A 14,608-nucleotide genomic window follows, 5' to 3' on the forward strand; every position below is an offset into this window, starting at 1 on the left:
GTTTTAACCCTGCCGCTTCATCGCGTTTCCTCCGCACTGCCTTTACATTTCTCATAAGCAAATAGCGCCGCTCCCAGTGCACCGCAGAGCTGCGCCTCATCACAGATATAAAGTTTAGCACCAAGCTTCTCTTCCAATGCCTGGATGATACCCCGGTTCTTCGCCACACCGCCGGTCATCATATATTCACCTGGATGATCCTTTCCAAGGCGGGCTGCCAACGCGCCGACTTTTGAGGCAACTGACACATTTAAACCGTGGATAATATCTGCCACATCCTTATTCTGTGCCACCAGCGACACGACCTCCGACTCTGCAAACACCGTACACATGCTGGAAATCACGATATTATGCTTCCATTCCAGCCCTTTCACACTCATTTCCTCCAGGGAAAGTCCCAGCGTTTTCGCCATCATTTCCAGAAAACGTCCCGTTCCGGCGGCACATTTGTCATTCATCAGGAAATTTTTCACGGCTCCCTGCCCGTCGATGCTGATCGCCTTGATATCCTGCCCGCCAATGTCGATGATAGTGCGGACATTCGGATTCAGATAATTTGCGCCCTTGGCATGGCAGGTAATCTCCGTGATGCTGTCATCCCCGCTGTCAATGTAGGATCGTCCATATCCGGTCGTATTGATCCGCACGATCTCCTCTTTCTTAATTTCCGCTTTCTCAATCGCCAGATCCAGACTCTTCTCGGCGCTCATCATCGCACCGCCGCCGGTCGGAATAATCATCGTCGATTTAATTTTTCCATCCTGATCCAGTATGACCACATCAGTACTTGTCGAACCGCTGTCGATTCCCGCTACATAAAAAATGCCTGACTCCATCTTCTTTCTTGCCTCCTCACTGATACCTTTTCCCGGATCCATATCCTCTGATCCCTCGATCGTCTCCTCAAATGCCTGAATGCGCGTCAAAAGCTGCCCCGCGCTCTGGCTCGTAAAATCAGTCTCAATCTTAAGGAGCGGAACCTTGATATCCCGCTTGATACTCGCATACTCAAATCCATAATAATCACAGAACTTGATCGTGTGATAAATAATTCCCTTTAAATTCGGATCCAGATACAGACGGTTTCTGCGGATCGAACGGTTCATGCGGAAACACGGCATCTGTCCCAGCAGGACGTCCGCGTAAGAAAGAAACAGCTCCTCTTCCTCCATATTCCACATTTCATCCTGTACGACCGACAGTTTCCGACCACCCGTACAGGTCAGATTTTCCACATCCATCTGGATATTGTCCCGGATCATATCCTCCAGAATGCCGCTGACCCGCACGCCCAGCACACCAATGTACGGCTCCGTGTTCATTTCCGGCGTAATAAAGGACTTGATAAAAGCGCGTTTATCAAACACTTTCCCGGAATATGCCTCATATGCCTTTTTAAGCCTCCGGATCGTGCCCGCAAATTTCACTTTTTCACATTCATTATCATCATGCGGCAGATCCAGCATATATAAAAACTTACATTTTCCCGTGCTCTCCACGATATCGTAAACGCGCCGCATCGAATCGCAGCAGTTTACCAGCACCAGCTGTTCAACCTTTCCTTCCAGCACTGCCTGAATGACCGATTTTCCAAAGCCGCACAGATTTGCATGTGCAATTTGATCCGACTGTTCGAAATTTTCCGGCATTTCCTCCAAAACAGAACATTCTTCTCCAAACCCCCGGAACAGCTCGATCGGGGTGTACTTACAGACGTAATAAATCATGCGTGTTTCTCCTCCTTGCCCTTTTCCAGCATTTCCACAAACGCCTGAAGCCGCGTCGATACCTGACCGTCGCTGGTATTGGCGGGGTTGCAGCCGTCACCGTCGAGAATCATCGTCGGAAGTCCTGTTTTTTCTAAGGACTGCTTAATCAGGCTGGATGCACCGATCGTTCCCTTACAGCCCCAGTGGGCAAATAAAACAGCACCATCCGATTCCGTGATTCTGGCAAGCCGTTCCGCTTCCTCAATTCTCTGTTTCACACTGCCATTGTAAATGCAGTAGACCATTTTCTCTGCCATCGCCTCATACGGGTCTTCCGCATGCATCTCCTGAAAACCATCTGCGATGAAATCACAAGCGCGGATGTGCATTTTCTTACTATAATTAAAAATATCCTTAACCGGCTTCTGTAAAAATGGCATGATGTGCATCCAGATTACCGAAAGACCATCTCCACTCGGTGACATCCGCACATCGCGCAGAAGTTTTTCCGTATAGGTAACTGCCGTCTCTGAGCCAGCCATCAGATGGCACATAAAAAGCGCATACAATTCATTCGTCAGAGAGGTCACCGGGTCATGCGCACACCGCAGGGCAAGCTGTTTTTTATAATTCGCTGCCGCTTTCCGGCTGTTATCTACCGCACTCCGCACTGTTTCCTCCGAAATCCGTCTGTCCGTCGTCTCCTCCAGAAACCGTTTCAATTTCCGCAGCTGATCCGCCACATACAGAACCGATTCCCGGTTTTTCTCATACGGAACATCAATATAAAAGCCTGGACATTCAAATTTATCCTTTAAATACGGAAACGTCATCATATTTCCATCACACGCAAGGTTCGTATAAATCATGCAGTTCGGTTTTGGCAGAATCCCCGTCAGCGCCGCCCCCAGAAACACCCTGTGGTACGAACACATCGTCTCCGGAAATCCTTCTTCCTCCGTTTTCCGAAGAAACGTCTGCTCACACTTCGTTCCCGCCATAAAACAGGACATTGCCTCCACTGAGTACGGCGTCAGCCCTGCCGCCATCACCAGCTCTCCCGGCACAAATATGCTGACCATCGCCGCATTCTCCGGTTCCGACAGCGACTGAATGATATTTTTCATAACCACCCGCGCCACATACTGTCCCGACGACGGCAGCCCCCGATCCGGCAAAAACTGAAGCTTCTTTTCCTGCAGGCGGTATCCCGCAAGAAGCAGCCGACGCGCTTTTTCCGGATTCTTAAGCGCCTGGCTGCTCACCCTATTTCCAAATTTTTCAATTACATCCATTGTTCTTTCATCCATTCTTTTAAGTTCATTTTTCTGTCATATCGCCCTGATGCAGATGGATATGGTTCCGCGCCTTTGCAGGCAAACGGACATTCTTTATTATAGTCAGTTGGATGGGAATTGTAAATATATCGGATATGAAATGCGAAACAGCGGGGGAGAAGAACTTTACGCCTGTGACAAAATCATCTATATTCCAAAAAACTGAACAAAATCCTAATGGAATTATTAAAGCTTGAAGGTGCAGAGTGTACTATTTGTGAAAATGGCAAAAGGATTTTGGAAGCATTTGAACAGTCCGTGCCCGGTGAGTATGATATAATCTTGATGGATGTGCAAATGCCTGTTATGAATGGTTATGAGGCAACGGAGGCAATCCGTAGAAGTTCACATGAACAGGCAAAGACGATCCCGATTATTGCCATGACTGCCAATGCATTTTCAGAGGATATGCAGCACTCTCTCGCTGCTGGAATGAATGCTCATATTTCAAAACCAGTTGATATGAAGTTGCTGAAGAAAACCATAAGAAATATAAAACTTGGGAGGGAGGAAGCCCAATTTATTGATTAATAATCACTAAAGAGAAATAAGAAGGACAAGAAACAAAATCTTCTGGAGTAGGTTTTAAGAAGAGAGTGGTGAACGGTTTGAAAATCTGCAACATTTGAAGGAATATTTTGGTAAGAAGCAAAGTAAGATAACTTCAAGTTTTGAGGGATGACAAGCGGCTCAGTATGATATTAATTGAAAATGCGTATATGGTTGATTGGTGTGTGCGGTAATATACTATATTCAGAAAAACTATTCAGGAGGGTGTTAGTGTGAGAAAATCAGATTGGGCAAAATGGTTGATCGTGATTCCGGCAATGCTAGGCATTGTGTTGGTAACCTATGTGGATCGTATAACAGATATCTGGGAATTTGGTGCATTTATCTGCCAGCTGATTGCGATTTTAGAATTGGCTTATGGTATGCGAATCGCGATGCTGGCACAGAGTAGAAAGAAGTCCTACCGGTTAACACCGGAAGAACGACATGAGTATGCACAGTATTTATATGAGAAACAATATCAACGTTACCCTGCTGTGGCGAATCAGATGCTTTTGGTTATGGCAAGGATGAGTATACTTCTTGACAATTATGAACGGGCTACACAGGAGCTGGAAGATATTTGTATAGATAAATTTAATCCGGCACAGTTGAAGGTGTATTATTACCTGAAAGTGGTTACAGCAGCAGTGGCAGGAGATACAGAAGGGATTCAAGAGAGCCAGATGCGTTATGCAGGGATTCCGGATACTAAATGTGTATATCCGCCAGAAACTGAGCTTGCTGAGTGGATAGAGCAGAGAGATACAGTGCAGATGGCAGAAGCACTGAAAAAGGCAGTGCCGGATAAGAAAGAGCATCCGGTACGGATCAGTGTCATTACTTTGATTCTTGCATATAGTACCTTCTTTTACGGATTGTGGTATGGTATAAACCGTGATATGGGATATGAAGTGAGATATCGTTTCGCAGAAATATCGATTGCTGTTATTACAATCAGTCTGGCGATTCTTTTAATCTGGGGAATCGTAAGTTTGTACAGACACAATTGCCAGGCATTATCCATACAGCCTGGTAAAAACAGAGTGGCATTAATAATCATTTTTGGAGCCGCTGCGATATTTACACTTTTGATTATTGGAATGAGTGGTCTGAGTGTAGTGTTCGGAATGGATGGAGAGGAGACGGTGACTGGTCATGACAGCAAATATACGTATATAACCGTGCAGGAGGATTATGGCGGCGAGCGGAGATATCGAACCAATAATCCATTTGTTATGCAGAGTATGGATGGTCTGTGGTGGTCTTCGGATTCTTCGGATATAATGGATGCTGAAGAAGATAACGAAGAATCATCGGATGCGGATACAGAGGATTTCCCAGTGACAGAAGATACTCAGAACGGAGATGTGGTAGAAGATTATGAGGCAGAAGGACAGCATGATGGTCTGACAATTCAGAATGCGATGCTGGCGGTCTATAATTATCTTCAGGAGAATAATGCACTTCAAAATATGGCCTTCAGTTACACTGCGAATGCAAAAGGAGAAGTCTATGGTATTGTCAGTGAGACGCAGGAAACAAAAGATGGTAATACGGTAAATGTAAGATATTGTCTGTATGACAACGGAGCGAAGACGGATGTGGATGGTAATTCTTGCGAAGAACTGGTGTTAGAAAAAGTATATCCAGACGGTAATTACGAGACCGAATTGGTAGATTTTTATCTGGTAAATACGGATACGATGCAGGTGACAGATGAACAGAAGAATACGTGGTAAAATAAATTCTGGGGAAGTAGGTGCATTATATGACAATGGGAGAAAGAATAAAACAACTGCGAAGTATAAATGGGTTTACACAAGAAATGCTTGCAGAAGGTTGATATGAGAAAAAGAATCTGGATCCACAGATGCATGTACAGCAGGAAAATAATAATGCAACTGTCAAGACAGCTAAAAGCACTGGAAGAAGATGGTTTGATTATCAGAACTGAATATGCGAAGATTCCGCCAAAAGTAGAATATAGTTTAAGTGATATTGGAATGAAAGTTTATTAAGCATAATGTAGACGATGTGCTATAATACTGACAGTATACATCAGAAAAGAAGGGACAAAATATGCAAATCAGTTTATTACTAATGGAAGAGATTGCAAAGCTTTTTGCGATCATGCTTATGGGATATGCGGTTGTAAAAGCTGGACTTATGAAGTCATCAGAGAGTAAAAGCATATCTGTAGTTATGGTTTATCTTGTTATTCCATGCGTGATTATCGACGCATTTCAGGTGGACTATACATCAGATGTAAAAAAAGGACTGCTCCTGGCATGTGCAGCAGCAGTTCTGGTACATGTTTTATTTCTGATACTTACTGCAATATTAAAACAAGTATTACAGCTAGATACGATTGAGCGTGCAACTGTTATTTATTCAAATGCCGGTATACTGGTGATTCCGCTGGTACAGGACTTGCTTGGACAGGAGTACGTTATTTACTCCAGTGCTTATATTGCGGTACAGCTGGTTCTGATTTGGACACACTGCAAAAATATGATTTGTGAAGAAGATAGATTAGAGTGGAAAAAAGTATTTTTGAACGTAAATATTATTTCAATCATAGTAGGGGTGATATTGTTTATCTGCAGAATCCAGTTACCTTCGGGTGTACAGGATGTCATGGATATGATGAATAATATGATTGGTCCGATCGGTATGCTGCTTGCCGGAATGGTTATTGCGGATGTACCTCTTAAGACTGTATTTACTAAAAAAAGGAACTATGTTTCGACAGTATTGAGATTGATTGTCTATCCAATATTTATATTGATTTTAATGAAAATGATTAATACATTTGCGGGACTAAATGATTCCAAACAGATTCTCCTGATTGTGTATATTGCATCCATAACACCTGCCTGTGCAACTGTGACATCCATGGCGCAACTATATGATAAAGATGCAGCATATGCGAGCTCATTGTATGTACTTACGACACTGCTGTCAATTGTGACCATGCCAGTGATGGTGGGAATGTATGAGATGTTTGTGTGAGAAAATAAAAAGATTGAAGAATTCTATTTATGAAATTTGTGATTATAATGTTCCATATGAGATTACATTGAAGGAAGCAATTAATAAAGGGGCATTAGTTTCATTCCATTATTATGGTATTTACGATGAAACAGACTATTCGACACTCAAATTGATAAAAGGACGATATGATGAGAAGGAATTGAATTATGATGTACACAGTAAAGCGAATCGATGAAGACCTGAATTTTGGTTGTGAAGAACGACCGGATGAGGTACCTGTCATGGCAATAGTGACTCTTGTGGACTCTTCAGAAAAAGAAGTGACAGTAAAAGCAGAGGATGCCGAGCTCTATGAGCGTAATATTAATGAAGGAGACAAAGTTTGTCTCGATGTAAATAATAAATTGGAAAAAGTAGAATGAAAGCTACAGGGAGAAAGTAAATGGTAAAGCAAATTGTAAGGGATGTTTTCTTTTTAGGTCAGCCATCCGAACCAGCCACGAAAGCTGATATTCAGGTTGGGAAGGATCTGCAGGATACGTTGCAGGCAAACCGGGAACGGTGCGTTGGTATGGCTGCAAACATGATTGGTGTAAAGAAGAATATCATCATTGTAAATATGGGATTCATAGATGTTGTGATGTTCAATCCGGTGATTGTTTCAAAACGTGACATATATGAGACAGAAGAAGGCTGTCTGTCGCTGGATGGTATTCGCAAGACAACCAGATACCAGGAAATAGAAGTAGAGTATTATGATTTCAACTGGAAAAAGCAGCGCCAGAAATTGTCAGGATGGACGGCGCAGATCTGTCAACATGAAATTGATCATTTGTCAGGGAAAATCATATAACTAATGCGGATTGCGAGGTGACGGATATGCTGAAAAATGTATTAATCGTGGTAAATGATATAGAAAAATCCATAGAGTTTTATAGGGATTTATTTGGATTACAAGTGATTCTTCAGAATGAAGGAAATGTGATCTTATCGGAGGGTCTTGTTTTGCAGGATGTCGGTTTATGGGGGAAGACACTGGATGAGATTTCTACTCCATTCAATAACAGGATGGAACTGTATTTTGAGGAATTTGATATAGATGGATTGCTTGCAAAATATGAATCTGGTAAGTATTTCGTCCGATATGCCACTGAACTAACAGAAATTGCGGGTGGTCAGAAACTTGTAAGACTGTATGATCCGAGTGGTAATCTCATTGAGGTTCGCACTCCATTCAGGTGTAATTAAAGGAGAGAATATGCAGATTTTTGGCCAAGATAAATAAGAATTAGAAACAGAACACAGGAGAATCGGGAGGTGTAGAATGATGGAAAAGGAAAGAACCTATATTGCAATCGATCTTAAGTCATTCTATGCGTCTGTGGAATGTAAAGAGCGAAATAGGGATCCTTTGACGACCAATCTTGTAGTTGCGGATAAAAGCAGAACAGAAAAAACAATCTGTCTTGCGGTATCTCCAGCTTTAAAGTGTTATGGGATACCAGGAAGGGCTCGTTTATTTGAGGTTGTTCAAAAAGTAAAAGAAGCCAACGGCGTTCGCAGGTGGAAAGCGCCGAATAGAACTTTTATCGGGGCCTCTGATGACAGCACAGAATTAGATATCAATCCGGCACTGGAGATTGATTATATTGTTGCCTCGCCCCGGATGGCTCTCTATCTGGAATACAGCACCAGAATTTACAGCATTTATCTGAAATATATTGCGCCGGAAGATATTTTCCCTTATTCAATCGACGAAGTATTTATGGATGTAACGGATTATCTGCATACGTATAATATGACAGCAAGAGAACTTGCAATGACCATGATACAGGATGTGCTGAAAACAACAGGTATAACGGCAACTGCTGGAATCGGAACAAATATGTATCTGTGTAAGATTGCGATGGATATCGTGGCGAAGCATATTAAAGCAGATAAAGATGGTGTACGAATTGCAGAACTGGATGAAATGTCATACCGAAGGAAACTCTGGGGTCACAGACCACTTACTGATTTCTGGAGAGTAGGAAAAGGATATGCAAAGAAACTGGAAGAATACGGGCTTTATACAATGGGAGATATTGCAAGATGTTCCATCGGAAAAGAAAATGAATTATACAATGAAGACCTGTTATACAGGCTTTTTGGTGTTAATGCAGAGCTTCTGATCGACCATGCCTGGGGATATGAGCCCTGTACCATGGAAATGGTCAAGGCTTACAAGCCGGAAACGAACAGTGTTTGTTCCGGGCAGGTACTTCATTGTCCTTATGATTTTGAAAAAGCAAAATTAGTCGTCAAAGAGATGACGGACCAGATGGTTTTGGATTTGGTAGATAAGAAGCTTGTGACGGACCAGATTGTGTTGACAGTTGGTTATGATATTGAGAATCTGAACAATGCCGATAGGAAAAAACAGTATCATGGAGAGGTTACGATCGACCGTTATGGAAGAAGAATTCCAAAACATGCACATGGAACGACCAATCTGAAACGGCAGACGTCCTCAACAAAACTGATAATGGATGCGGTAATAGAGCTATATGACAGGATTGTTGACAGAAACCTGCTTATCAGAAGAATTAATATCACGGCGAACAGGCTTGTGGATGAAAATTCGGTAAAGAAAGAAGAAGTGTATGAGCAGCTGGATCTTTTTACGGATTATGAGGCACAAAGGAAAAAGAAGGAAGAGGATGAAGCAGCGCTGGATCGCGAAAAACGTATGCAGGAAGCAATGCTTAGTATCAAAAAGAAATTTGGAAAAAACGCTGTACTGAAGGGGATGAATCTTCAGGAAGGCGCAACCGCTAAGGATAGAAATGAACAAATTGGCGGACATAAGGCGTAAAGGAGTTGGAAGAGGATGAAAAATAATTCTTATGACGATATTATCAATTTACCGCATCCGGTCTCTAAGAATCATCCGCAAATGCCACTTCAGGATCGGGCAGCGCAATTTGCTCCTTTTGCAGCTTTGACCGGACATGATGCTGCGATAAAGGAAACGGCAAGATTAACCGATGAGAGATTGGAACTGAGCGAGGAAGTGATTGCTCAGCTGAACGAAAAAATCAATATAATCAGAAATAATATCGGTACAGAACAGAAAGTATCGATAACTTATTTTGTTCCCGATGCAAAAAAAGCCGGCGGATCCTATGTTACGTGCGTAGGTATTGTAAAAAAGATAGACGAATATGAGCATACCATAATCATGACGGATCAAACGGTTATTCCAATCGAGCAGATAAGTGAAATGGCAAATCAAAATTTGTAAGAATAAATCAGAAGTTTTATCTGCGGCATTTCCGTGTTATTAACATTATCCTTGCACTAACATTACTGGAGTGCGTTTGGGGAATGTTAAGATAATTGTTGTTTTTAGTGAAGCATAATCTGGAGTATTTAAAATGTCTTCTGTCGCAGATCCGCCGCTTTTATTCGACTTTGGTTCACCGTTTACAACAATCACATCCATCTTCTCAAGAAAGGGACGGAATGAAGTCACACTTATTTGGTATAAAAGCTTGCAAATCCACCTTCTTTCCGTTAATATATTGACAGCAAATAAGGAAAGGAAAGAAGGTATGTTTCAAACGATTATTGGTACAATAAGTTCTTTTATGTACAGCAAGCTGCTGGTCATTCTACTGATTGGTGCGGGAGTGTATTTTACGATCCGTACAAGATTTCCACAGGTAAGATTATTTAAGAGAGCTTGTGGATCCGTAATGGAAAAGCCAGAGGATAAAGAGGCGATTTCCTCTTTTCAGGCACTTATGGTTTCAACAGCATCCCGTGTGGGAACGGGAAATATTGTCGGGGTTTCATCGGCAATTTGTATAGGGGGATTTGGTTCTGTATTCTGGATGTGGGTGATTGCGATCATCGGAAGTGCATCTGCTCTGATCGAGAGTACATTGGCACAGATTTATAAGAAAAAAGGGGAAGACGGAAGTTGCTATGGAGGGCCGGCGTACTATATTGAAGCGGCACTTCATTGTCGCCCGCTGGCAATTGTTTTCTGCGTTGCAATGATTTTAACCTACGCATTTGGATTTAATATGCTGGCATCTTATAATCTGCAGTCTACATTTTCAGTATTTTCTTTTTATAATGCAGAGATGAGTCCATGGATCATCGGTGGAATTTTGGCTGTGCTGACAGGATGGTGTCTGCTTGGCGGCGGCTCACGTATCGTAAAAGTAACATCAATGATTGTGCCAGTAATGGGGATTGCGTATATCGGAATTTCACTTTTGGTAGTAATTATTAATATTCAGAATGTGCCGGCAATGTTTGTGCGCATTTTTGAAGAAGCATTTGATTTTAGAGCAATTTTCGGAGCATTTTCCGGTTCAGCCATGATGCAGGGAATCCGCCGGGGACTCTATTCCAATGAGGCAGGTATCGGTTCTGCTCCGAATGCATCTGCTTCAGCAAATGTCAGCCATCCGGTAAAACAGGGGCTGGTACAGATGTTGTCCGTATTTATTGATACTTTGCTGCTTTGTACAGCAACAGCAATGATGTGTATGTCATCTGGGATTGACCCGGCAAAAGAATTGCAGGGAGCACCATGGGTGCAGGCATCTCTGCAGGAATCACTTGGTTCCTTCGGTCCGGTTTTTATTACAGTAGCAATGGTATTTTTTGCATTTACAACTCTGCTCGGAAACTGTTTTTATTGTGACAATCTTTTAATATATATTCACAAAAAACAGCCGGGAAAAGCTTTTATGAAAGGCTTCAGACTGGTATCGGCACTTGCAATCTTTCTGGGAGCAGGAATGGAGATGTCTCTTTTGTGGGATCTTTCCGATGTATTGATGGGGGTTATGGCGCTCATTAACATTCCGGTTATCCTGATTTTATCAGGGATTGCATTTAAAGCGGTCCAAGATTATGAAGCACAGTTAAAGAAAGGACTTAACCCTGTTTTTAAAAGCGCAGACATCGGGCTTAGTCAAAAAACAGATTTCTGGAGATAGGTTTAACAAAAGCTAAAAGAATATATACCAAAATGATAGAAAAATATGATTATCAGAGATTCAGCCGATTGGCTGAGAAATAAAAAAGGCTCGCATCCGTTCTGGATATGAGCCTTGCAAGAATTGTAATCCGTAGATTTTATAGGTAAAATGTTTCCAGTTTTGTTTTAAAAAATTGAATTAATGGACCATTGAAGCAGGCATTTATAATTGTACCAATCCCTACTACCGACCAGATACCTGCCCCAGATGCAGTGGCAAATATAATTCCGATAATTACGACAACAACATCCGAAAGAATCCTTGCTTTATGGAATGGAATTTTTTGATGTGTCAGTTTCTCGATTATAATTGCGACACTGTCATATGGGGCAATTCCCATATCTGCAACCATATATAATGCCACTCCCATGGACGCCATCAGCTGAGCAAGCAGCAGTGCAAGGATACGCAGTGGCAGATTCATCTGAATCTGCACTACATCATTTGCTACATAACAGATAAAATCTGCAATATATCCGACAAATACCATATTGATAATGGTACCCGCACCAATGCAGGTTCTTGCCTGAAAGAATACAACTACAAGAATGATCGCATTGACAAGCAGTTGCCACGTTCCAAAACTCCATCCGATAAACCCACTGATTCCAAGATTCATCGCACTGAACGGATCCACACCAAATTGTGAAAGTCGTAAGAAAGATACACATAATCCTATGAACAATATTCCCAGTATCATTCCGCTGATTCTTTTTGTCTTCGTCATGCTCTATCTTCCCTCCTGAACTTTTTTGCCTTTCAGCATATATATTCTAGATTCAAAATCGGTACAAGGAGTCACATTTCCAGGCACTTCACCAGCTGTCACATCGGATGTGATCAATCCATAATTCATTAATTCATCTCCGTAATTTTCTGTATGGTTCCATACATTTTCATAAACCATATCTGGGTTCAATCCCTGTAATCTGACACGGCTATACGGCTGATTCACTCCATTTAAAACACGATAGTATCCTACGATTGCAAGCGTGCGGTCTTCATTTGTCACCATCCATACCGTCTCATTTCCTTCGAATGGACTTTTCAGACGATAAAATGTTCCAAACTGTAACACTTCTCGGTATTCTTTCATAAATGTGATCTGTTCTTTTACTTCTTTGATTTCTTCTTCTGTCAATTTGTTGAGATCCAGTTCATATCCAAAAGTTCCAAAGTATGCTACATTCGCTCTTGTATGTAATGGGGTATTGCGAAATACCTGGTGATTCGGGACAACAGACACATGGCTTCCCATACTGCTGAGCGGATAACACATAGAAGTTCCATACTGAATCTTCAGACGCTCAATTGCATCCGAATCATCACTTGTCCATCCCTGTGGTGCATAATACAGCATTCCCGGGTCAAATCTTCCGCCACCGCTGGCGCAGGATTCAAATAATACTTCTGGAAACTCATTTGTCAAACGTTCATACAGATCATATACACCTAAAATATAACGATGGAACACTTCTCCCTGTCTGTCTGAAGGAAGTTTGCTGCTGTAGCATTCTGTAATGCTTCGGTTCATATCCCATTTAATATATGAGATTTTCGACTCCGATAATAACTTTGCCATCATTCCGTAAATATGATCTACTACTTCTTTTCTTGCAAAATCGAGTACATACTGGTATCTGCCGTGTGATGTATTTCTTCCCGGTGTCTGTAAGATCCAGTCCGGATGTGCTCGATAAAGATTAGAGTCTTTATTTACCATCTCCGGCTCAAACCAAAGACCGAATTTTAATCCTAGTGCTTCAATTCTTTCTGACAGGCCTTTGATGCCATTTGGCAGAAGCTCTTCATTTGCCACCCAATCGCCAAGACCAGCTCTGTCATTTCTTCTTGCGCCAAACCATCCGTCATCTAAGACAAACAGTTCTACTCCACATTCTTTTGCTTTCCTTGCAATCTCTACAAGGCGATCTTCTGTAAAGTCAAAATAAGTTGCTTCCCAGTTGTTATTTAAAATCGGTCTTGCCTTATCACGCCAGTACCCTCTTGCGAGTCTCTTAGCGTACAACTTCTGGAACGTCTGACTCATGCCATTTAATCCATTTTCACTGTAAACCAGAACTGCTTCCGGTGTCTGAAAGCTTTCTCCCGGTTCTAATTTCCAATCGAATCCTTCCGGATTGATCCCAGCTGTAATTCGTGTCACATCATGTGTATCTACTTCTGCCTGCATACGGAAATTTCCACTGTATACAAGGCTTATTCCAATTGCTTCTCCTGCATTTTCATCTGTATTGTGACGTTTTAAAGCAAGGAACGGATTATGTTCGTGAGAAGAATTTCCGCGCATGCTGTCGATAGCTGTTATGCCTTGCTCCAATGTTCGATTCTTTATATAGCGCTCTCTGGACCATGCACCGGACAACTGCATCCATTCATAATCCTTATCTGGAAGATCCAGACTTAAACTCATCATATTTAATACATGCAGATTTTTCTCACCTGCATTTTCAATATACGCACTTCTTGCAATTGCACCGTATTCATCAAAAATGGTATATAAAAGTGCTAGTTTCGCACCGGTCAGAGCGTCTTTCAGGAAGATACGCAATGTCTGCGCCTCCCCCTCAGACTCTGTATAAGTTGCCGGCAATCCGGGAAGCTTTGGTTTTCCATCAATGATCTCATAACTGTCATATTGGAACTCACTAATCCTGCTGCCGTTTTCCTGCAACAATTCAATTGCCGGATGTCTGTAATCTGTTGTACCGTAAACAGGATATTCCTGTCGGATATGTTCCAATGAAAAAGTACGATCCCATTCATATATATATGATGTCATTGGGCGTTCACATTTCTCAACCAGATAAGAAAAATCTGCTTTATCATGAAGTCGTTTTCCAAAATATAATTGTCCCAGATGTCCATTTTCTAATACACATAAGATATAACTGATTTTTTCATTGTATAAATGGAAAGTTTTTGTTTCCTCGTGAAAAATAATCTGTCTCATATA

The 14,608-nt window shown here is 41.9% G+C and carries 13 protein-coding genes and 2 pseudogenes; 11 read left to right on the top strand and 4 right to left on the bottom strand.

What is annotated here, in order from left to right; translation table 11 throughout:
- Window positions 1-17: 17 nt before the first annotated feature.
- Both LQE94_RS00405 and LQE94_RS00410 read right to left on the bottom strand, forming a co-directional pair.
- Window positions 18-1,727 carry an acyl-CoA dehydratase activase gene (locus tag LQE94_RS00405; RefSeq protein ID WP_240576711.1) on the bottom strand — a complete coding sequence of 570 codons (1,710 nt, stop codon included), beginning with the start codon at window positions 1,725-1,727 and terminating at the stop codon, window positions 18-20.
- Entirely contained in the window at window positions 1,724-3,004 is a 1,281-nt protein-coding gene (locus LQE94_RS00410; protein WP_240576712.1) for a 2-hydroxyacyl-CoA dehydratase family protein, read from the bottom strand. The genes LQE94_RS00405 and LQE94_RS00410 overlap by 4 nt, the downstream gene beginning before the upstream one ends.
- Before the next feature lie 210 nt (window positions 3,005-3,214).
- Here LQE94_RS00410 and LQE94_RS00415 point away from each other — a divergent pair.
- The 11 genes and pseudogenes from LQE94_RS00415 to LQE94_RS00465 all read left to right on the top strand — a co-directional run.
- Window positions 3,215-3,577, top strand: a pseudogene (locus LQE94_RS00415) (response regulator); the annotation flags it as partial.
- A 251-nt stretch (window positions 3,578-3,828) separates the two neighbouring features.
- Window positions 3,829-5,337, top strand: a complete 1,509-nt coding sequence (locus LQE94_RS00420) for a hypothetical protein (RefSeq protein ID WP_240576713.1) — start codon at window positions 3,829-3,831, stop codon at window positions 5,335-5,337.
- 162 nt (window positions 5,338-5,499) lie between these two features.
- Window positions 5,500-5,616, top strand: a pseudogene (locus tag LQE94_RS00425) (winged helix-turn-helix transcriptional regulator); the annotation flags it as partial.
- Window positions 5,617-5,677: 61 nt separating this feature from the next.
- The gene (locus tag LQE94_RS00430; protein ID WP_118725002.1) at window positions 5,678-6,610 is read left to right on the top strand and encodes an AEC family transporter; all 933 of its coding nucleotides are present in this window, start codon (window positions 5,678-5,680) and stop codon (window positions 6,608-6,610) included.
- Window positions 6,594-6,827 (top strand): hypothetical protein, encoded by a 234-nt coding sequence (locus LQE94_RS00435; protein ID WP_240576871.1) that lies wholly within the window; start codon window positions 6,594-6,596, stop codon window positions 6,825-6,827. The genes LQE94_RS00430 and LQE94_RS00435 overlap by 17 nt, the downstream gene beginning before the upstream one ends.
- Entirely contained in the window at window positions 6,799-7,014 is a 216-nt protein-coding gene (locus LQE94_RS00440; RefSeq protein ID WP_240576714.1) for a hypothetical protein, read from the top strand. The genes LQE94_RS00435 and LQE94_RS00440 overlap by 29 nt, the downstream gene beginning before the upstream one ends.
- Before the next feature lie 20 nt (window positions 7,015-7,034).
- Window positions 7,035-7,445 carry a peptide deformylase gene (locus LQE94_RS00445; protein WP_240576715.1) on the top strand — a complete coding sequence of 137 codons (411 nt, stop codon included), beginning with the start codon at window positions 7,035-7,037 and terminating at the stop codon, window positions 7,443-7,445.
- Between the two features lie 26 nt (window positions 7,446-7,471).
- A complete protein-coding gene (locus tag LQE94_RS00450) occupies window positions 7,472-7,840 on the top strand; it encodes a VOC family protein (protein ID WP_240576716.1) in 369 nt (122 codons plus the stop codon).
- Window positions 7,841-7,919: 79 nt separating this feature from the next.
- Window positions 7,920-9,446 (top strand): Y-family DNA polymerase, encoded by a 1,527-nt coding sequence (locus tag LQE94_RS00455; protein WP_240576862.1) that lies wholly within the window; start codon window positions 7,920-7,922, stop codon window positions 9,444-9,446.
- Window positions 9,447-9,461: 15 nt separating this feature from the next.
- Complete coding sequence (locus tag LQE94_RS00460) at window positions 9,462-9,875, top strand: hypothetical protein (protein ID WP_240576717.1); 414 nt, start codon at window positions 9,462-9,464, stop codon at window positions 9,873-9,875.
- A gap of 310 nt (window positions 9,876-10,185) precedes the next feature.
- Complete coding sequence (locus LQE94_RS00465) at window positions 10,186-11,589, top strand: alanine/glycine:cation symporter family protein (protein WP_240576718.1); 1,404 nt, start codon at window positions 10,186-10,188, stop codon at window positions 11,587-11,589.
- A 139-nt stretch (window positions 11,590-11,728) separates the two neighbouring features.
- Here LQE94_RS00465 and LQE94_RS00470 read toward each other — a convergent pair whose 3' ends face one another.
- Window positions 11,729-12,358 carry a YczE/YyaS/YitT family protein gene (locus LQE94_RS00470; protein WP_240576719.1) on the bottom strand — a complete coding sequence of 210 codons (630 nt, stop codon included), beginning with the start codon at window positions 12,356-12,358 and terminating at the stop codon, window positions 11,729-11,731.
- A gap of 3 nt (window positions 12,359-12,361) precedes the next feature.
- Window positions 12,362-14,605 carry an alpha-galactosidase gene (locus tag LQE94_RS00475; RefSeq protein ID WP_240576720.1) on the bottom strand — a complete coding sequence of 748 codons (2,244 nt, stop codon included), beginning with the start codon at window positions 14,603-14,605 and terminating at the stop codon, window positions 12,362-12,364.
- Between the last annotated feature and the right edge of the window lie 3 nt (window positions 14,606-14,608).

The organism is Mediterraneibacter sp. NSJ-151 (assembly GCF_022487435.1).
Taxonomy (GTDB): domain Bacteria; phylum Bacillota; class Clostridia; order Lachnospirales; family Lachnospiraceae; genus Schaedlerella; species Schaedlerella hominis.